This is a genomic window from Pacificimonas flava, assembly GCF_000342165.1.
In the GTDB taxonomy this organism is placed as follows: domain Bacteria; phylum Pseudomonadota; class Alphaproteobacteria; order Sphingomonadales; family Sphingomonadaceae; genus Pacificimonas; species Pacificimonas flava.
Window position 1 is genome coordinate 387,213 of record NZ_AMRV01000001.1, and the last position, 18,100, is coordinate 405,312.

Genomic DNA, 18,100 nt, shown 5'->3' on the forward strand with positions numbered 1-18,100 from the left:
CTTGCTATCCCGCTCGCTCGGCAGCCAGTCCGCGGCGGCCGATCAGCTGTGGCAAAGCATTGGCGACATGCCGTCCGCGACCGAGATATCCGTGAAGGCCGCGCTGCGCGTGCGCAAAAAGGACCGCGCGGTCAGCAGCCGGTCTACGCCGATCTTGTCGAAGAAGGCGTCGCTCGTGATCGGTTCATATTGCAGCGCCACCTCGGCGCTGATGATCATCTGCGACTTCGGCAGCTGAATGTTCTGCGGGAACACCACCGCCTCCCGGTCACGCGCTTCCTGACTGTCTTCGCGGCCGAGATGGCTTTGGAACGAGGTCAGGTTCCCGTCGCAGCGCTGCCAGACCAGCTTGTTCTCCATCTTTCCCGTGGACCCGTCCTCCATGCCGACGATGCCGGTCAAAATAACCCGGCCGTCTTCGCGCATGCGAAAGGGTTCAGCGGCCACATCCATCGACAGGAAGATATCCTCGACCTGCTTTTCGTCGGGCATGACGGTCGAGCGCGCCAGCATGTCGCTGGTCATGAATGCGAGCTTCTGCGCCCGCTGCTTCGCGACCAGGTAGTTGGCTAACTCTGCCGCCATAAGGATGAAGCCGAGAAAGATCGGCAGCATAAGCGCGAATTCTAGGAATGCGACGCCCCGCTCATCACCTGCGAAACGCGATAGACGGGAAGGGCGGGTCATGCCATCCCGCCATTGCAATGCGTCGCGAACACCGGCTCGTTCCGCACGACCGTCGCGGAATGCATGTGGAACGGGTCGCCCGGCGCAACCCATTTCAAGAAGGGAAACAGCGGCGAGATCGCCAGATTGGCTTCGTAATAAACCACATCCCCCGGCCCGCCGAGATCGCCGACCGTGCCGCGGTCGCCCCACTCCCCGTCGGCGTTGACGTCATCGTATTTCTCGCCGAGGTCGAACTCTCCATTGCCGTTTTCGTCTTCGAACGGCTCCATGGTTCCCACGTCGCTCATGCGTTCGCCGTAATTCCGGATCAGAATTTCCGGTTCGGTGGTCGCCGTCCGGTAGGCTGCCAGACGTTCGGTAATGAAGGTTCGCATGCGGCCCTCCCGCTCTTCCGGGCAGGCTCCCGTCAGAGCCTGGCGTGCGGCAGCGATCGTTGCGCCCTCCAGGGAGGATCGCACCATGGCCATGTAGCCGAGTTCCACCGCGCCGGCGATCATCATCAGGAGGACTGGCGCCACGATGGCGAACTCGACGATCGTCGAGCCCTCCTCGCAGCGCCTCAGCGTTTTCGACATCGACCGGATCAGCGCGAAAGGTGAAGTTCAGTCAGATCGCTCGCAATGGACCTGTAAGCCGCCTTCAGGTCATTGCCGTTCGAAGTATCGAAAAAATGCGTGTCCGGATTGCTGGCGCAGCGCCGAAACATCTCGCGCGTTTTCCTGCCATCACCGGAGTTGGGGATCTCGAACGCGATCGTATAGATCTCGATGCCCTGCTGCTTCGCAACCTGGCAGGTTTTCGCGAACCGCAGGATCAGGGCATCGACGACCCTGCTTTCGCTTTCGCTGTTTACCAGTTCGCGTTCGCGCCAAGTGCCGTAGGCCGTCAAGGCCGTGTCACGCTGCGTCTTCCCGTATTGATCGGTGCGTCCATCGTCCTGCGAGTCGAAATTGCCGTCCGTCATGAACACGATGTAACGCTTCGCCGGGAAGTCGGTCGGATTGTTGCGCGGGAAGAAGTCATCGAGTTCCAGCAGGCGCAGACCCCATGTCATTGCCACCGTGTGGAAGGTGCCAGTGCCTGGCTTCAGCGCGTAATTTTCGTTCTGAACATAGTCCGTCAGTTCGGACCTCTTCCAGGAATAGCTGATCGGCTTGGCCGGAGACGGGCACTGATAGTTCGGGGCGGGACCTTGCAGCGAACGATTGGAGACGCTTCGGCGGAAGTCGTAGTTCTTCGGGTTCGGCCATGAACTATAGCGCACAAGACCTTTATCTTTGTTCTTGTAACTAATCTTGGCCACGTCGATATTGCCGGTACCGTCCAGGATACCGGAAAAGCCGTCACCATTCTTGTCCTCACCGAATTTCTCGTCGCTATCATGGTAATGCTGGACCAGATAGTCTTTCAAGAAGCGATATTCGGGGCGTCGCAGTCGTTCGTTTGCGACTGCATTGTCAGTATGTAGCTTGAAGGTATTGTTGACATCCTGAAACGAGTCCACCTGAATGGGCGGATAGTAGAAGGGCATGATCTTATCGGTACGTTTTGTGCCCGGCGTGCCTGGAAGATCGAGACCGATATCCCATGCGCCTGCATCGACCGTGTCGATGTCGCTCCCATAAAGGTTGTTCGGATCGCCCTTCACGGTCTGGATCGTGGGATCCGCGCGCACGCAGCCCTTCCAGCGCCAGCCATCACTGGCCCCTTCGGTGTACCCCACCAGTTTCTGAATGTTGGCGTCGCGACCATATTGGCCGGCCTTGTCCTCGAAGGCGTAGCCGACATTCACCATCGTATTGTATGGCAGCATGCCGATGGCGATATCGTCCTGCACTTCATCGTCGCCGTAGACGACCTCCAGGAATTCACCGACCGCGCTCTTCAAATTCACGATGCGGCTGCCCTCCATCGAGCCGGTATTGTCGAGGACGAGCATGACTTCGGCCGGCTGGGCGTCTAGATTTTCGCTGGTCTCCGCCACGGAGATGGCGGAAATAGCGATTTCATCGACGCCGATGATCCGCGCGAAGGTGCTGGGAACCTTGCCGTTCGCACGAACGCTGATCTCCACATCGGATCCGTCCCGCTTGCCGCTGATCTGCAGCGGATTGAGCTGCGTACCCAGATATTCGGCTGGGAAATTGGCCGCGAAATATTCCTCGGTGGCCCTGTAGGCGGCGGAACCCTCGGTAATCGTGTCGCCGCTCGTCACGTCCAGCCGCAGCGTCCGCCCGCCCGCCAGAGCGGCGGCATCGACGGCGACCTGTAACTGGGACTGCGCCAGATAGTATCGCGTCATGTCGACCCCGCCGCCAAGAGCAGCAATCGAGGTGACGAAGCCCATCGCCATCAGGGGCGTGATCATTCCCTTTTCGTCGCTATACAGCCGCTTCAACCAGAGGTTCCGCTTGGTCATGATCGTTCTCGTCCCGGTTGCTCGTCGCCGCGTGCACAGCCGCGGGATGCGGGCAATGCGAGGGCAGCGTGCCGGAACCGTACCGATGTTAAGCTAACGAACACCTAAAGCCGCTGGTTTACAAAACTGGTAAACGGGCATGTTCACGCCCTGCGGCCCCACTTGCATGCACGCGTTTCCTCACGCCTCCCTTCGCTTTCGATAGGGAACGCGTTAGGGGCCGGGGCCGGCTTCAAGAGCAGGGACGAAGGGGGCGACGAAATGAACGGACATGTCGACCTGGGCATCGGGGCCGAACCGCCGTCCGCGCGGCGGCAGGACGCCTATTTCGCATCCTTGATGGCGCCGCCCGGCCAGCGCCCCAGACTCGCGCTGGTCTGGGAACTTGAGGATCGCCTGGCGACCATCCTGCCGCACGCGGAGGAAGCGCATATTCCGCTCATCAAGCTTGCCTGGTGGCGCGATACGCTCGCGGAACTCGGCAAGGGCCGCCATGCCGGGGAGCCGCTGCTGGAGCGCATTCAATCCGATCTGCCGACCGGCACCTATCCTCTCCTCGCTGGTCTCGCCGAAGCGCACATGGACCGGATTGAACATGGTGACGACATTCCGGCCGTCCGCGCCCTTCTGATCGCGGGCAGCCATATTTGCGGTGTATCACCAGATTGGATCCCCGACAAAACGTCGGATGCCCAGCGTGTAACCGTGCCGAAGGCCGTTCGCCCGTTCAGCGCGGTTCTTGCCGCTGCGCCCGTTCGCGATCGTTTACCCACGCGCCGCCACGTCGCGATGCTCGCGCACAATCTGACCGGGCGCATGACCCTCCGCGCAGGGATGCTTGGATGAGTGCTGTGCGCAAGTCCGCGCTGGCTGGCTTGATCGTCATCCTTTCCGCGATCGCGGTGATCGGATGGATGCGTACACCGACGTGTCGGCCCGCATCGGCGCCGCCGCCCTGCCCGGAGACTGCGGGCATCGCTCTGGAAACAGCAGCGAGTACGCAGACCGCGCCCCCGCCGCTAAAGGCGCCCTCGGCGCCGCCGCCAGATCCGGCAGAGCGGGAGCGCAAGCGCTTCGAGCGAAACGACGACAATGACGATCGGCTCGTTTCGCGGGAGGAGTATCTCGATCCCCGGCGAAAGAGTTTTGCGCGCATGGACACGAACGGCGATGGCATCATCGATTTCGAGGAATACTCCGTGGAGCAGCGCGAACGCTTTGCTGCATCCGACTGCAATGCGTCCGGAACGCTGACGCCGGACGAGTTCAAGTCGACCGCAACCCGAAAGGATGCCCCGGAACCGGATTGCTAGCCGGGGTGCGGACGCGCGCCTCGACGCTCTTCTCGTATCCTCTCTACGCCGGTCGCCGGTTCTCGATCAGCGAAGCCACGACGCCTGGATCGGCGAGTGTCGAGGTGTCGCCCAGGCTCTTCGTGTCTCCTTCTGCAATCTTTCGCAGGATCCGGCGCATGATCTTTCCCGAACGCGTTTTCGGCAGGGCCGGCGTCAGGTGAATATGATCGGGGGTCGCGACCGGGCCGATCTCCTTGCGGACGTGCTGGCGCAGTTCGGCCTCCAAGTCGGCAGTCATGTCGACACCGGCATTCGTCGTCACATAGCAGTAGATGCCTTGGCCCTTCACCTCGTGCGGGAAACCCACAACTGCCGCTTCCGCGACCTGATCATGCAGAACGAGGGCGCTTTCGATTTCCGCCGTGCCCATGCGGTGGCCGGAGACGTTGATGACGTCGTCGACACGGCCGGTGATGCGATAATATCCATTCTCGTCCCGCCGCGCCCCGTCACCGGTGAAATAAAGCCCCTCATAGGTCGAGAAATAGGTTTGCCGGAACCGTGCATGATCGCCGTAGACCGTGCGTGCCTGTCCGGGCCAGCTTCTGGAGATGCAGAGGTTCCCCTCGGCGGTCCCCTCGATGCGCTGCCCATCATTGTCCACCAGAAGCGGGCGTACACCGAACATGGGCAACCCCGCCCAGCCGGGTTTCATGTCGTGCGCGCCGGGCAGGGTGGTCAGCATGATCCCGCCCGTTTCGGTCTGCCACCAGGTATCGACCACCGGCACGCGGGAATTGCCCACCGTATTGCGGTACCACCGCCACGCTTCGGGATTGATCGGCTCTCCAACCGTTCCGAGGATCCTGAGGGACGAACGGTCGTGCTTTTTCACCGGCTCAGGGCCTTCGCGCATCAGCGCGCGGATGGCGGTCGGCGCGGTGTAGAGGATCGAAACCTTGTGCTTCTCCGTAATGGCCCAGAACCGGCTTTCATCGGGATAATTCGGTACCCCCTCAAAGATCAACTGCGTCGCTCCGCAGGCGAGGGGACCATAGGCCACATAGCTATGACCAGTGATCCAGCCGACGTCGGCGGTACAAAAGAAGATATCATCCTCTTTATGATCAAAAGCATATGCGAAGGTGAGGGCGGTCCACACCATATAGCCGCCGGTCGTATGCAGCACGCCCTTCGGTTTCCCGGTAGAGCCGGACGTGTAGAGAATGAACAGCGGATCCTCCGCGTTCATGGGAACGCAGGGGCAATCGTCGTCGACGGCGGCGACCGCCTCATGATACCAGCGGTCGCGTCCCTCCGTCATCGCCACGTCCGCGCCCGTCACTCGTACCGTCATCACCCCGGAAACGGGCGCGCCTCCATCAAGCGCGGCGTCGACATTGGCCTTCAGCGGGATGTCACGACCGCCACGGCGTCCGGCGTCCGCCGTGATGACGAAGCGGCTGTCACAATCCTCGATACGTCCACGCAGCGCCTCCGGCGAGAAGCCGCCAAACACGACGCTGTGAACCGCACCGATCCGCGCGCAGGCAAGCATGGCGTAGATAGCCTCGGGCACCATCGGCATATAGATCGTAACCCGGTCGCCTCGCTCGACGCCCATTGCGAGAAGTGCGTTGCCGAACCGGGCGATGTCGGCCCGCATCTGGGCATAGGTAATCTGCCGCGTCTCGGCGTCCGGCTCGTCCGGCTCGAAGATCAGGGCTAGGCGATCCGGCGTCGTGATCGCGTGCCGGTCAACGCAGTTCCAGCAGGCGTTCAGCTGCCCGTCTTCGAACCACTTGATATCGACGCGATCATCGAACGACCAATTGCCGGCGACCGTCGGCGCCTTGATCCACTCGATACGGCGGGCCTGTTCCAGCCAGAACGCTTCGCTGTCGTTGAGCGACCGGTCATATAGCGCCTGATAGTCGGCATCTGAACAATTGCTTGCCCGCCGCGCAGCCTCCGGCACGGCCACGACATCGTCGCTCATCATCGTCTCCCATATTTTCGCCCATCATGCCGCTCGCATGCCGCGAAACAAGGGCTTTTCGGAGGCAACGGGATGAAGAAGCGAGCATCGGCAGCTCTATAAGGATTGCGTCTTTCAATCATTATTTTACATAATATATATTATCGACGCGATGGGAACTGCGAAAAAGGTGCGTTAATGGCCCGCCCTTGCCAACATTCCCATTGGCTTCAGGATCTTCAAAAAGACAGACGACGGAGCGCGCTATACGGCCTGCGTTTGCTGCAAATATAGCCGAAGCGCCAGCGTCTGACACATTCTCAAACGGATTGTTAGCCTCGGACGGGCTCAAGGCAATTGCAGATGAATTTTTCCCCCCATTCAAAAACTGAAGGCGAAGAGGCCGCGATCCTATTCCTAGCAGCAGAGGCGGACGGCATGCAGATTACGCCGATGCCCTTCGCCTGTTCCCAGATACCCAGCACCGTATAGCGGTGTTCTTCGATCCGACGTGAACACGTGTCCCCGCCCTGCGGATTGGGCGCGAAGCTCCCGGTTTCGCGGCGCTGCGCGTGCCACCGGATTGCTGTCGCCGGCGCGACCCCGAACCACGGCGCCGCCCGGCAGCTTGCTTCAGCATTCACCGCCGTCAGAACCCGGCGGCGCAAATCCATCGACAAGGGCTAACCCATCGCGTGCCGGCCTCCTTCCCGGCCGGTAGCGTGAATCAGATCACACCGCGCTTGGGAATCCCTTATGGTCACATCGGGCGGAAACCGCTTCAAGCTTTACGCCGGAGCAATTTGGACTGAACACCGCCCGGGAATAGCCCGCGAGCATGTGCGGTGGCACGTTCCCGACGGCTGCACGCCCCCCACCCCCTTTGCACTATTGAGCGGCCTGAGGTCACCGGCAACGGGGTCAGGTCAGTTCTGGCAACCGTCGCCGAATTAGTTTCCATTTTTTCCGTTCTCGACAAGTTTGCAACTTACATAAGACTTATCCTTAAACTGAGCGCGAACGGTTTGGCCGGCATGAACGCGATGAACACCGGTGAGTGCACCAGTTGAAATCCAGTCCCCTTGCCGCAGTGTTCGGCCTCGGCTCGCCAGAAGGAGAGACAAGAAGCGCACGGAACCGAATGGCCCATCCAGCATGTCGGCAGCATTGCCAGCGCCGATTTGCTCCCCATCAAGTCCGAGCGTGACCCGGCCGTCAAGCGCGCCGGGAGCCGACCAATCCGCAATTTCAGGACCGAGTAACAGACCGAAATTGTTCCCGAAGTCAGACACGGTGACGGCCGGCCCATGTTCGTTGATCCCGGGATAGGGTGAGCTTGCGATCTCAACACCAAAACGCGCGCAGTCGACCGCGGCCATTGCATCCTCCATCGTAAAGATGCCGCCGGCCACGTTCCCTATACGCAACATGATTTCTGCTTCGACAGCCGCGAACCCGTCTAATACTGGCATTTTCGGAATCTCCCCAACTTCCGATTTCCGGATCGCACCCTCGAAAATGGGACCTGCGAGGCGCTCAGCGCCGTATTTTCCAACGAGTCCGACGGGAACTCTGCCCACCTTCCATCCGCGTACCGTCCGGCCATCGAGATCCATCGCGATATCTTGGATCCTATAGCCATCCAGAAGCGTGGTCGGCATCGGTCCAGGATATTGTTCGAGCACGGCATTCGCCCGCCTTGCCTCAACGAAATCCCGGGCGATGCTGTTCGCGCTTTCCATTCTCGTCTCCTGTCTTCCACCCAATGTGCCAGACACCGGTGTCAGAAAGAGCGTTGCAGGGCAAGCGTGCGTTGTTGCAAGTCATATTGGGCAATCGCGATTGCTCGCTGACAGGAAAAGAGCATAGGGTGATCCATGCAAGCAAAGGGTAAGTCCAATCTCGTGAGCAAGTCAGCGGCGTGCAAAAGCGCCAACCCGACCATCAATGACGTGGCAGCCTTGGCAGGCGTGTCGAAAAAGACCGTAAGTCGGGTGATCAACCGATCGCCGCTTCTCAGTGATGCTACGCGCGACAAAGTCGAAACCGCAATTCGCAAAATCGGTTTCGTTCCCAACCCCCAGGCGCGCGCTCTGGCGCTGCGGCGTAATTTTCTTATCGTACTATTGCACGACAATCCCAATGCGCAGACTGTATTGAATTTCCAGACCGGCGTCCTGCAGACGATCCGGGACAGCGATTTGGCTCTCGTCGTCCGCCCGGTGGATCGAGATTCGGCGGATATGCTGGCGGACGTGCGTACGTTCTTAGAAAAGCAGCGACCACTCGGCGTACTCCTTTTGCCGCCAATCTCTGAACGCGGCGACCTTGCGGACCTCTGCCGCAATGCCGGAGTGGAGTATGTGCGCATCGGTTCGGCAATGCTGGACGATGAGGCGCATTGCGTAGCTTCTAACGACCGTGAAGTCGTCTCGGAAGCTTGTCAGGCTCTGATTGAACGGGGCCACAGGCGCATCGGCTTCGTGCGGGGACCTTCAGGCTTTCGATCTGCACAGGAGCGCGAAGACGGTTTTCGCGACACCATGGCGCAGGCTGGCATTGCGCTTAATGAGGAGTGGATAGCGCAGGGCAATTACCGGTTCAGTTCAGGACTGGTCGCAGGCGAACAGATTCTGAAAGCGGCGCCCCGGCCGACAGCCATCCTTGCCAGTAATGACGAAATGGCTGCGGGCGTCATGCACGCGGCAAAACACCTTGGCATTGATGTGCCGAGTAAGCTGTCGATCGTGGGATTTGATGATTCCCCCACGGCATCTCATCTCTGGCCGCCGCTCAGCACAGTGCGCTGGCCGATCGTTGAAATGGGCCGTGTTGCCGCGCGCAAGCTGGTTGCACGCTATCTGCCGGATTTTGACGAGGGGGCCGGGCCTCTGCCTACGCGCCTCGCCTCGACTTTCATAGATAGGGCCTCGATGGGCTCGCCGAGCGACTGAGCGTCAGCGCAAAATGTCGCGGCCGCCCGAACAAAAGTGATCCAGCTGCTGGCGATCGAACGTCGACATATCCCCCGGCAAGCTATGCTTGAGGGCTGCGAGTGCAAGGCCCGTCGATGCCATCGTCTCGGACGAGTCACCCTCTAGATGGCTGTGCAGAACGCCGGCCGCAAAGGCATCGCCGGTACCGATCCTATCAACGATACCCGCAATGTCGATCGGCTCCGTCTGAGCGCAGCGGGTGCGGGTATCGATACGCGCCGCAAGATGATTGTGATCGGCGGCCACCACTTCCCGGCCGGTGGAGGCCAGAATTTGAAGACGCGGGAAGTGATCGAAAGCCACCTCTGCCGCCGCCCGACGCCGCTCCACGCCTTCCCCTGCGATCTCGATTTCCAGCAGCATCGCGATATCGCGGTGGTTGCCGAAGAGTATCTCCGCCTTGCTGATGATCTGTTCCAAGAGGGCCCGAGGGTTCTCGTTCCATGTGCTCCAGAGTTTCTGGCGATAATTGCAATCAAAGCTGATCGGCACACCGACTGCATCGGCAGCATCGAGAAGAGCACCTACAGCATCGAAGCTTTTGCGTCCGAGCGCGGGGGTGATCCCGGATATATGCAGGATGTCCGCTCCCTGCACGGCACTCTTGAAGTCGAAATTGTGCCAATCCAACTCGGCAAAAGCGGACCCGGCACGGTCGTATGTGATGCGTGAGGGGCGCCATCCCTGACCTGGCTCCAGAAAATACAGCCCCATACGGCCCTCGGCACGGGCAACATGGCTGAGATCAATATTGCGCGCGCGGAGCCCGGCGGCGGCGAGATCCCCCAGCGAATTGCTTGGAAGCGCGCTGATCAGAACGACGTCATGGTCCAGGGCGGAAAGTCCGGCAAGCACGTTTGCCTCGGCGCCGCCCACTTCGACTCCAAAACTCTGTGCTTGCACGATCGTCCTTCGATCGGGAGATGCCAAGCGCAAGATCACCTCGCCGAACGCCGCCACACGGCGACGACGGCTGCCGCCGTTGGCCTTGCTCATCGCGCCAACCAGCCGCCGTCAACGGCAAGGATGTGGCCCTGCACATAATCCGACGCAGAGGAGGCAAGGAAAACGGCCGCGCCGCCGATGTCGGCGGGGTCCCCCCACCGCCCGGCAGGGATACGGTCCAGGATCTGCCGATTGCGGATTTCGTCCTTCTGCAGCGCAACCGTATTGTTGGTGGCGATGTACCCCGGTGCGATCGCGTTCACGCACACGCCCTTCAGCGCCCACTCATTGGCAAGGAGCTTGGTTAGACCGCCAACCCCCGATTTCGACGCCGTATAGCTGGGCACACGGATGCCGCCCTGAAAGGTCAGCATCGAAGCGATATTGATGATTTTGCCAATCCGGCCATCGGCGCGATGCGTCGCGATCATCTTCCGGCCAGCGGCCTGACACAGAAAGAACAGGCTCTTGAGATTGGTGTCGAGGACAACGTCCCAGTCCGCCTCGGTAAAGTCGATCGCGTCGTTACGCCGGATGATCCCGGCATTATTGACCAGAATGTCCACACCGCCCAGCTTGTCCACCGTCTCGTCCACCACGCGCTGAACCGGCTCGATCGACGACAGGTCGGCCATCACCATCTCGGCCTTTCGCCCCATCGCGCGGACCTGCTGCACCGTCTCAGTCGCCGCCGAGCGTCCGACTGCGGCAATGTCCGCCCCTGCATCGGCCAGAGCCAGCGCGATGCCCTGGCCGATGCCGGTATTGGCGCCTGTGACCAGTGCGGCCTTTCCCGAAAGATCCCACATAAGCGTTACTTCAGCTGGCAGATGTCGAGGACGTGCATGTCGGTGTAATCCAGATTCTCGCCGCCCATAGCCCAGATAAACGCATATTTCTTGGTCCCCGACCCCATGTGGATCGACCAGGGCGGACTGATCACCGCTTCTTCGTTGGCGAGTACGATATGCCGCATATTGTCCGGCTCGCCCATATAATGGAACACACGATCATCGGCCTCTGGCAGGTCGAAATAGAGATAGATCTCGCTGCGGCGGTCGTGCAGGTGCGGCGGCATGGTGTTCCATACGCTGCCTTCCTCCAGCACGGTCAGGCCGAGCAGCAACTGCGCACTTTCGCACACGCCCGGGATCACCAGCTGGTAGATTGTGCGCTGGTTGGAGTTGGCAAGATCGCCGCGCTCGAGTGGATTGGCCTGATCGAGCGAGATATGCTTGACGGGGCAGGCCTTGTGCGCAGGCAGCGAGGCGAGATAGTAACGCGCGCCGTCACCCTCGAACTGCACCTCCTTCGACCCCATGGGGATGTAGAGGCACTCTTTGTTCTTGATCACGAACCGCTCGCCATCGACGGTAATCGCCCCTTCGCCCGTGCCGATATTGACCGCCGCCATCTCGCGCCTTTCGAGGAAGGGATGACCCTTTGCGCTCTCCGGCTCGGTCTGGTCGGGCAGTTTCAGCGCGCCGCCATCGGGCACAGCGCCGCCGATTACGAAGCGTTCGTTGTGCGAATAATTCAGGTGGATTTCACCCGCTGCGAACATGTCGGAAACGCGGTAGCGATCAGCCAAATCCTCATTGTCGACGCAGTCCATCATGTCGGGGTGAGTAGCGTGGTAGGTTTTGTCGAACATGGAAATTCCTTGTGTTTGATGGGAAAGAGAAGCTCAGCGCGCGGTGCGCCTTGCGAGTTGATAATCGTAAAGTGAGGGGACCGAGGGCACGGTCCCAATGTCCTCGAGATAGGCGGCGGGGTCATAGGAAACCTTGACCGGGCGCCCTTCGGCAGAGATGCCAACAATCCGCGCGCCGGGGCCTTCGAGCCCGCTAACCACTTGCAGCATTTCGTCCTCGCCGGGCCCTGCCTCCGGCACCAGCTTCACGTTCCAGGTGGTATTGTAGAGGCCGTGGCCGGGCTTCCAGTATCCCGCGCCGCCCCCCTCCCACAGGCGATAGGTCCAGGCGTCGTCATCCCATTCGGGCCTGACATGCATGACAACATCGTCGAACAGGTTCTGGTGGTTGGACCCGCTGTGCTGGTCGAGGATCGCCCGACGAAGAACTTCGGCATGGTTGAAAACCGATCGGGTCGAGCGGGTGTTAACGGTCAGTGGGTGCACGACTGGGTTTTCAACCCGCAGATGCTGTACCAGAACATTGTGCACCGCGCCGACATGCACGGCGTAATGAGCGGAGCGCTCGCCAGTGGTGGTGATATTGCGGATGGTCAAGCTAGCGGCATTGTCGGTCAATATGCCACTGTCGGCGTTATCGATCACCAGATTACGTATCCACCCGCCGAACACGCCCGTCATGTAGATGCCGTTAAAACCCTGCTCCAGATGATGGCCGAAAGCCGCGCCTTCGGGAAAGCGGAGCGCCAGATTCTGGATGCCAACATTCTCCAGATGTTCCCAGTCGGCGATCACCGCCGGCTGGTCGGCGCCCACGTCGTGGAGTAGCGGATCGCCGAGCGTCAACTTACGGCCGTCGATCGCCGTCACGCGGGTGGCCTGCGTTACCGCCGGTCGGTTACGAAAAGTCCAATGATGCGACCCGATCGGCAGGTCGGTGTTGCCATAAAGCGAGCGGATGATCTGGCTGTCTTCGCCATCTATCGGAAACCACTGCAACTGAACGACCTGTCCGATCCTCAGTTTGCTGGCGCCGTCGACAGTGATGGTGCGCTTGAATTGCGTACCGGATACGGCGTTCGCCAGCACTGGATCGCGCACGTCGTTGTCGCCGTCATAGCTGACGGGACGCGTGCCGGCCGGACCGGTGAAAATGAACCCGCCGCTCCAGCTCCATTCGCTGAACAGATAATTGATATTGTTCTCGGGCTCGACCTGGCGTTTGTTCTCTCGCACAAGATAGTCACGTAGCTCGTCGTACTGGTCCGACGTGTCGACCAGCTCGAGCGGGCGTGGAAACCACAGCTCGCTACCACCAGCCTGCGGCCCTGCGCCGTCGAGCACGATATTGCCCCGGTCGATGCGCAGCACTTCAGTGACCTGCGTGCGACCGACTGGAAAGCGAACCGTAACGGGGCCGGCGACGGCGCGGGCGGCTTCCAGTGCTCTTTGCACCGCCTTACTATCGTCTAGCCCGTCATCGGGGATCGCGCCGTAATCGGTTATCGCGATCACTGTTGAAGGCGCGTCTGGGATGGCCTCCACTCCAAAACCATAGCCAGCGTAGGAATAATCCGGGAGCGGAATTTCGGACGCTACCGACGAATCCCGCAGGATAGCCGGCAGCGAGGACGCACGGGTTTGGGCTAGGCTGGGCACCGCGCAGACAAGCATCATGAAGAAGACGAGGGTTCTGGTCATTCGACCTCCGGCTCGACTGGATAGGGGCCGAGATAATAGCGAATATTCGATGCGGCAGCGCTATCGGCATAGCGGTTCGCGGCGGCTTCATAGGAGGGGTCACCCAGATACCAGGCAGCTGTGCGGAAAGTCTCGACGGCGAGTATGTCTTCCGACTGCATTTTTTCCGGATCATCGAAAGCGATGTCTTGATATGGCCAGCTTTTGGCGGGATCGACCACCATCGCTGCCATCTTGAGCGCAGTTTCAAGCCCGGCGCCGACGGTATTGCGATATGATGCCACATCCTGCCCAGCGCACCGGCCGAGCTGCGCCACGCGCTCGGCGGCGTGAAGCGTCCAAAGCGTGTAGTGCCAACTGCGTGTGCGCTTCAATTCTTCGGGCAATGTGCCATCAGCGGCGAACTGGGTATCGATTCGCGCTTCGCCAAACATTTCCGTCACGGTTTTAGTCACCCGGTCGAGACGCGCGAACAAGGCAAAATGGCTGATCAGCATGTCGAAATAGATGCCGTGATTGTTCTTGGTCGCACGTTCCAGACGTCCGTTGGGGCTCGTCGCCATCCACTCGACGAAATCGCCGAACCAGCCTTCAAGCGCAGCCTGGTCCTCTTTTCCCAGCGCGCCGGATGGGCCGAGCAATCCGATACTTTCCACCACCGGCACCAGCCGGGAGGCGTCGATGATGCCGAACGGACGCCCGATGTAGCGGCCGGGAATGGCCTGTGCATGGGTGAGGTTTGGATTCATCCGAGTGGCCGGATCGACAAACCACGTGCGCACCAATGCCGCGGCGTGCTCGGCATAAACCTGCTCGCCACTGTGATAGTAAGCAAGCGACAGCAGCGTGACGTCATCACTGAAGTTCTGCAGGCGGTGGAGATCGAATTCGGGTCCGCCGCGTTCCGGATTTATGTGTCCATCGCGGCGCGCATAGGGTTCCCCGTTCCGCTTTCCCGGCGTTGGCCACCAATAAGGGCCAAGGGAATGATAGTCGTGACGGTCGCCGCTGGCCGGAAGTTTTGTCTTGTCGGTGACTGAGTAGGGTCCCCGGTTTAGTGCCGCATCGGCAGCCCGTTTCAGCCTCGCAAGAGCAATGCGATCAGCCGCGATGTTTCTCTTGGCGGCGCTCAGCATTCCGGGCGTCCACAGGAACGTGCGTGCTCCACCCATGGCCGAAGCATAGCCATTCGATCCCTCGCATGTGGGCGCCGCCGACACTGTCTCATCGCGCGCGCCGGCTTGCGCGGCAAGCGCAGCGGACAGCGCGAATGGAAGGCTGAAAACAGCTAGTCTGAAACTCCGATTTGGCGAACGTGTTGATGACATGGTCAAGTCAGAACCGAGCCGTCACACCCGCATAGTAGCGCCGTCCGTAGACACTGACCTCACTGATGGCACCGGTCGCGGGACGTTCGAGGATTTGCGGATGATTTGTGAGATTCAGAGCCTGGAAGCGCAGCTGTAGATTGTCGGTGAGATCGAAAGACGCACTCGCGTCTAGCGACTGGCCATCTTCAGCAAAGCGGTTCGCGTTTAATTCGAAGGGTTTAAGATATCGCGACCGGTACTTATATATCAGCCGCAGCTGCACCGGTCCCTTGTCGTAATATCCGGTCGCCGTGAACGTATGGCGAGAAAGGCCGATTATTTGGGCCGGGCTGGTAAAGAGACGTAGCGGAAAATCGGCATCGACAGCACTGGGATCCGCATATTCGAAGTTCGTGTCAGCATAAGTGTACCCCCCCACAAACCCCAACCCGCTCAGCAGGCCCGGGAGGTAGGTCATGGCATGGCTGACCGATGCTTCGAACCCCCAAAGGTCACTTGACTCGTCGCTATTTGCCTGCTGCGCCACCGGCACGGTGACCGGTTGGCCGTCGATAATGAAGCTTTCCTGCGTAGCATTGAAGTCCGCCGAAACGATGCCTGCCTTCAACTGCTTGTAGAATGGCGCGAAGCTGACCAGGTCACCCTCTTTCGGATACCATTCGAACGACAGATCGGCGTTCCAGCTTTCTAGAGGCTCAAGTTGCGGATTCCCGCCCGAGACCCCAGCGATCGCGTCGGCAATGGTTAGGTTGCCCGTATCGTCTGTCGAGATATCCCGTCCTGCTCCCATGTCTTCGATATTGGGACGGGATATGGCTTTGTAGACGGCGCCGCGGACTAGAATATCGGGTGTTGCCAGGAATTTGACATTGAGGCTCGGCAGGATGTTCAAGAAGCGGTTGCTGCGACGAACCAAATCATACTCGCCAGTCGATGTCAGCGTGACATTACCATCCTCGCTGACGCCCGACAGGAACTGCGTCCGGAACCCGACCGACTCGACCGTTGTGTCGACCAATCTGACGCCGATATTTCCGCCGAACCGCCCGTCCCCCGTCTCGAAATTCGCCATCGCATAAGCCGCCATGATCTTCTCTGTCACGTCGATGTCGCTGGTGCTGCGGGGATCAGGTGAAGACCCGGGATCCGCATTGGCGTCGAATCCATCTACCAGACTGACCGAGCCGTCTGGATTCCGGCGAAAAACGGCATTCCCCGAAAATGCATTGAACAGGCAGGTGGCATCGAACTGCGCCCAGTTCGAAAGATTGCTTGGCGTCGTACTGAAATAGTTGTTCTGGCGAAACGGCATCCGGCAGGACTGGCTCGCAGCGATATGCTGAGCGGGACTGATCGGGTCCGGGGCGCCGCTGCCGGTGAAATCGCCGGTATAGTTTCCGGCCTCGTCTGCCGTACCCAGGAAAAAGCCGTTATTCAGTGAATCGCTGCGTAACTGGATATCCTGATCGGCAACGCGGCGGTGATCCGAATAGCGGACTCCGCCTTGAATGGACGTGATGAAACTGTCCTCGACATAAGCCTCACCATCCAGACGAGCCGCGTAGATCTTGTCGTTGCGGTCTGTGAAATCACGGCGCGCATAGCCGGCATCATTGAAGAAATCGGGATCGGTGACATCGAATTCGGGGTCGAACGTCACAACCGGAAAACCAGAGGTCTTGTCGAGTTGATATGGAATACGGCCGTTACCGAAACCGCTGTCTGTGCCGTCAATCAGTGTTGAAGAGGTGCGCAGCCGCGCTGAGCGATCCAATTCAGTCCGCTTCGTCTCTGAATAGGACAAGTCGAGTCCAACGCGGCCAAAATCATCGCTCCATTCCGTCGACAATCCACCGCCATAATATTCTTCGTCGCGGCGGCGGATACGGGTCTGCGATTCGATGCGGCTGTCAGCGCTATGATCAATCAGCACCCCGTTGTCGAGAATCCCGTCGGGTTCCGGCGTGATACCTCGGCGCCCTTCCGCAATGACAAGGTCAGAGCGATCCTCTTCGAAGAAACGCGTGGAATATTGACCATCGATGTTGATATCGAGTTCGGGGCGGGGCTTGTACTGAATTGTGCCGATGACGGCATCGCGATTCTGATCATTGTTGGACTGCCGGAAAAGAAAGCTGTTCGGTACGAAATAGGTTGGGCTATCCGAGCCCTCTTCGAACGAGCAGTTTCCTCCGCCAATCGTGTTGCACGGCCGGACGCTTGAACTTTCGGTATAAAAGTCTTCCGGTGCGGACTCGTCAGCGCGTGCATAACCGACTGATATGCCGAGCTCTCCATCGCCGACCTGGAACTGATCGACATACGAGCCCGACACACGGTAACCTAAGCCATTCCGTCCGTCGATATTGTCGTCAAGCGCCTCATAAACGCCGCGAGCGTCGATCCGTAGCCGGCGGCGACCCGCGTCCAGTGGCCGGAGGGTTCGCAGATCGATAACGCCCGACGTGCCGCCCTCGACGAGCGAAGCATTCTGAGATTTGTAGACAAGTACGCCGTTGACGATTTCCGACGGAAACTGTTGGAACGAGACTGCCCTGTCGCCGGACCCATTGGTCACTTCTCGACCATTCAGAGTAGAAAAGCCGAGGAAAGGCCCAAGTCCACGAATTGAGATTTCAGAGGCGCTTCCCTTGAAGCGGTCTGCCGTGACACCGACGATACGCTCAAGCGTCTCGCCGACAGATTGATCGGGCGTCTCGCCGATCTCATCGCTGATAATCGCATCGACAATCACATCGGCGCTGCGCTTCGTCTCGATCGAATTGCGCTGCGTTTCGCGGATGCCAGTCACCACGATAACCGGTTCGCTATCATCAGCTAGAGGGGCCGGTACACCGAAGCGTCCGTCATCCTCAGGTCCTGAACTCTCTTGAGATGCGCTTTCGACCTGGCGATCGGGGATGCGCTCCTGTGGCGCATTCTCTTGCGCAGCCAATGGGCAAGCGATGACAAAGGCCGCTGTGCTTGAAAGCAAAAGACCACGAGCTGCGCACTTGCGGAACAGAAGCATTCTATGTCTGCGGTCGGTCATCATTCTCCCCTTTTTATCTGTGCATTAACTGCATCTTTG

The 18,100-nt window shown here is 59.9% G+C and carries 14 protein-coding genes and 1 pseudogene; 3 read left to right on the forward strand and 12 right to left on the reverse strand.

What is annotated here, in order from left to right; genetic code table 11:
* Positions 1–42: 42 nt before the first annotated feature.
* Genes C725_RS15125 through C725_RS01775 form a run of 3 tightly spaced genes read right to left on the reverse strand, consistent with a single transcriptional unit; the run spans position 43 to position 3,109 of the window.
* On the reverse strand, positions 43–687 hold the full coding sequence (locus tag C725_RS15125) for a TadE/TadG family type IV pilus assembly protein (protein ID WP_160165703.1): 645 nt from the start codon (positions 685–687) through the stop codon (positions 43–45).
* Positions 684–1,265: a TadE/TadG family type IV pilus assembly protein gene (locus tag C725_RS01770; protein ID WP_008599772.1), complete on the reverse strand. Its 582-nt coding sequence runs from the start codon at positions 1,263–1,265 to the stop codon at positions 684–686. The genes C725_RS15125 and C725_RS01770 overlap by 4 nt, the downstream gene beginning before the upstream one ends.
* 8 nt (positions 1,266–1,273) lie before the next feature.
* Entirely contained in the window at positions 1,274–3,109 is a 1,836-nt protein-coding gene (locus tag C725_RS01775) for a TadE/TadG family type IV pilus assembly protein (RefSeq protein WP_038281019.1), read from the reverse strand.
* A gap of 261 nt (positions 3,110–3,370) precedes the next feature.
* Here C725_RS01775 and C725_RS15130 point away from each other — a divergent pair, with 261 nt between their 5' ends.
* Together C725_RS15130 and C725_RS15135 are read left to right on the forward strand one after the other, a co-directional pair.
* Positions 3,371–3,955 (forward strand): hypothetical protein, encoded by a 585-nt coding sequence (locus tag C725_RS15130; RefSeq protein ID WP_008599775.1) that lies wholly within the window; start codon positions 3,371–3,373, stop codon positions 3,953–3,955.
* Positions 3,952–4,422, forward strand: coding sequence for an EF-hand domain-containing protein (locus C725_RS15135; protein ID WP_051051179.1), 471 nt, complete (start codon positions 3,952–3,954; stop codon positions 4,420–4,422). The genes C725_RS15130 and C725_RS15135 overlap by 4 nt, the downstream gene beginning before the upstream one ends.
* A 43-nt stretch (positions 4,423–4,465) precedes the next feature.
* On the opposite strand, the gene acs is transcribed toward C725_RS15135, so the two are convergent.
* The 3 genes and pseudogenes from acs to C725_RS01800 form a co-directional block, all read right to left on the reverse strand.
* Positions 4,466–6,403 carry an acetate--CoA ligase gene (gene acs / locus C725_RS01790; RefSeq protein ID WP_008599777.1) on the reverse strand — a complete coding sequence of 646 codons (1,938 nt, stop codon included), beginning with the start codon at positions 6,401–6,403 and terminating at the stop codon, positions 4,466–4,468.
* A 425-nt stretch (positions 6,404–6,828) separates the two neighbouring features.
* Positions 6,829–7,056 (reverse strand): annotated as a pseudogene (locus C725_RS16605) (IS630 family transposase); the annotation flags it as partial.
* A gap of 276 nt (positions 7,057–7,332) precedes the next feature.
* A complete protein-coding gene (locus tag C725_RS01800; protein ID WP_008599780.1) occupies positions 7,333–8,124 on the reverse strand; it encodes a 2-keto-4-pentenoate hydratase in 792 nt (263 codons plus the stop codon).
* A 135-nt stretch (positions 8,125–8,259) separates the two neighbouring features.
* Here C725_RS01800 and C725_RS01805 point away from each other — a divergent pair, with 135 nt between their 5' ends.
* The gene (locus tag C725_RS01805; RefSeq protein WP_051051180.1) at positions 8,260–9,336 is read left to right on the forward strand and encodes a LacI family DNA-binding transcriptional regulator; all 1,077 of its coding nucleotides are present in this window, start codon (positions 8,260–8,262) and stop codon (positions 9,334–9,336) included.
* A 3-nt stretch (positions 9,337–9,339) separates the two neighbouring features.
* Here C725_RS01805 and C725_RS01810 read toward each other — a convergent pair whose 3' ends face one another.
* From C725_RS01810 to C725_RS01835, 6 genes are all read right to left on the reverse strand, one after another.
* Positions 9,340–10,374, reverse strand: a complete 1,035-nt coding sequence (locus C725_RS01810; RefSeq protein WP_051051181.1) for a sugar kinase — start codon at positions 10,372–10,374, stop codon at positions 9,340–9,342.
* A complete protein-coding gene (gene kduD, locus C725_RS01815; protein ID WP_008599783.1) occupies positions 10,371–11,132 on the reverse strand; it encodes a 2-dehydro-3-deoxy-D-gluconate 5-dehydrogenase KduD in 762 nt (253 codons plus the stop codon). The genes C725_RS01810 and kduD overlap by 4 nt, the downstream gene beginning before the upstream one ends.
* Positions 11,133–11,137: 5 nt before the next feature.
* Positions 11,138–11,977, reverse strand: coding sequence for a 5-dehydro-4-deoxy-D-glucuronate isomerase (gene kduI / locus C725_RS01820; RefSeq protein WP_008599785.1), 840 nt, complete (start codon positions 11,975–11,977; stop codon positions 11,138–11,140).
* 33 nt (positions 11,978–12,010) lie between these two features.
* Positions 12,011–13,678, reverse strand: a complete 1,668-nt coding sequence (locus C725_RS01825) for a right-handed parallel beta-helix repeat-containing protein (RefSeq protein WP_051051182.1) — start codon at positions 13,676–13,678, stop codon at positions 12,011–12,013.
* Positions 13,675–14,814 carry an alginate lyase family protein gene (locus C725_RS01830; RefSeq protein WP_008599787.1) on the reverse strand — a complete coding sequence of 380 codons (1,140 nt, stop codon included), beginning with the start codon at positions 14,812–14,814 and terminating at the stop codon, positions 13,675–13,677. Before C725_RS01830 ends, C725_RS01825 begins: the two co-directional genes overlap by 4 nt.
* A 199-nt stretch (positions 14,815–15,013) precedes the next feature.
* Positions 15,014–18,064, reverse strand: a complete 3,051-nt coding sequence (locus tag C725_RS01835; RefSeq protein WP_008599789.1) for a TonB-dependent receptor — start codon at positions 18,062–18,064, stop codon at positions 15,014–15,016.
* Positions 18,065–18,100 lie beyond the last annotated feature (36 nt).

Coding starts and splice junctions, on each gene's coding strand:
- C725_RS01810 (WP_051051181.1), bottom strand. CDS start 10,374: ATGAGCAAGGCCAACGGCGGCAGCCGTCGTCGCCGTGTGGCGGCGTTC.
- acs (WP_008599777.1), bottom strand. CDS start 6,403: ATGAGCGACGATGTCGTGGCCGTGCCGGAGGCTGCGCGGCGGGCAAGC.
- C725_RS15125 (WP_160165703.1), bottom strand. CDS start 687: ATGACCCGCCCTTCCCGTCTATCGCGTTTCGCAGGTGATGAGCGGGGC.
- C725_RS01830 (WP_008599787.1), bottom strand. CDS start 14,814: ATGCTGAGCGCCGCCAAGAGAAACATCGCGGCTGATCGCATTGCTCTT.
- C725_RS15135 (WP_051051179.1), top strand. CDS start 3,952: ATGAGTGCTGTGCGCAAGTCCGCGCTGGCTGGCTTGATCGTCATCCTT.
- C725_RS01800 (WP_008599780.1), bottom strand. CDS start 8,124: ATGGAAAGCGCGAACAGCATCGCCCGGGATTTCGTTGAGGCAAGGCGG.
- kduI (WP_008599785.1), bottom strand. CDS start 11,977: ATGTTCGACAAAACCTACCACGCTACTCACCCCGACATGATGGACTGC.
- C725_RS01835 (WP_008599789.1), bottom strand. CDS start 18,064: ATGATGACCGACCGCAGACATAGAATGCTTCTGTTCCGCAAGTGCGCA.
- C725_RS01825 (WP_051051182.1), bottom strand. CDS start 13,678: ATGACCAGAACCCTCGTCTTCTTCATGATGCTTGTCTGCGCGGTGCCC.
- C725_RS01775 (WP_038281019.1), bottom strand. CDS start 3,109: ATGACCAAGCGGAACCTCTGGTTGAAGCGGCTGTATAGCGACGAAAAG.
- kduD (WP_008599783.1), bottom strand. CDS start 11,132: ATGTGGGATCTTTCGGGAAAGGCCGCACTGGTCACAGGCGCCAATACC.
- C725_RS15130 (WP_008599775.1), top strand. CDS start 3,371: ATGAACGGACATGTCGACCTGGGCATCGGGGCCGAACCGCCGTCCGCG.
- C725_RS01805 (WP_051051180.1), top strand. CDS start 8,260: ATGCAAGCAAAGGGTAAGTCCAATCTCGTGAGCAAGTCAGCGGCGTGC.
- C725_RS01770 (WP_008599772.1), bottom strand. CDS start 1,265: ATGTCGAAAACGCTGAGGCGCTGCGAGGAGGGCTCGACGATCGTCGAG.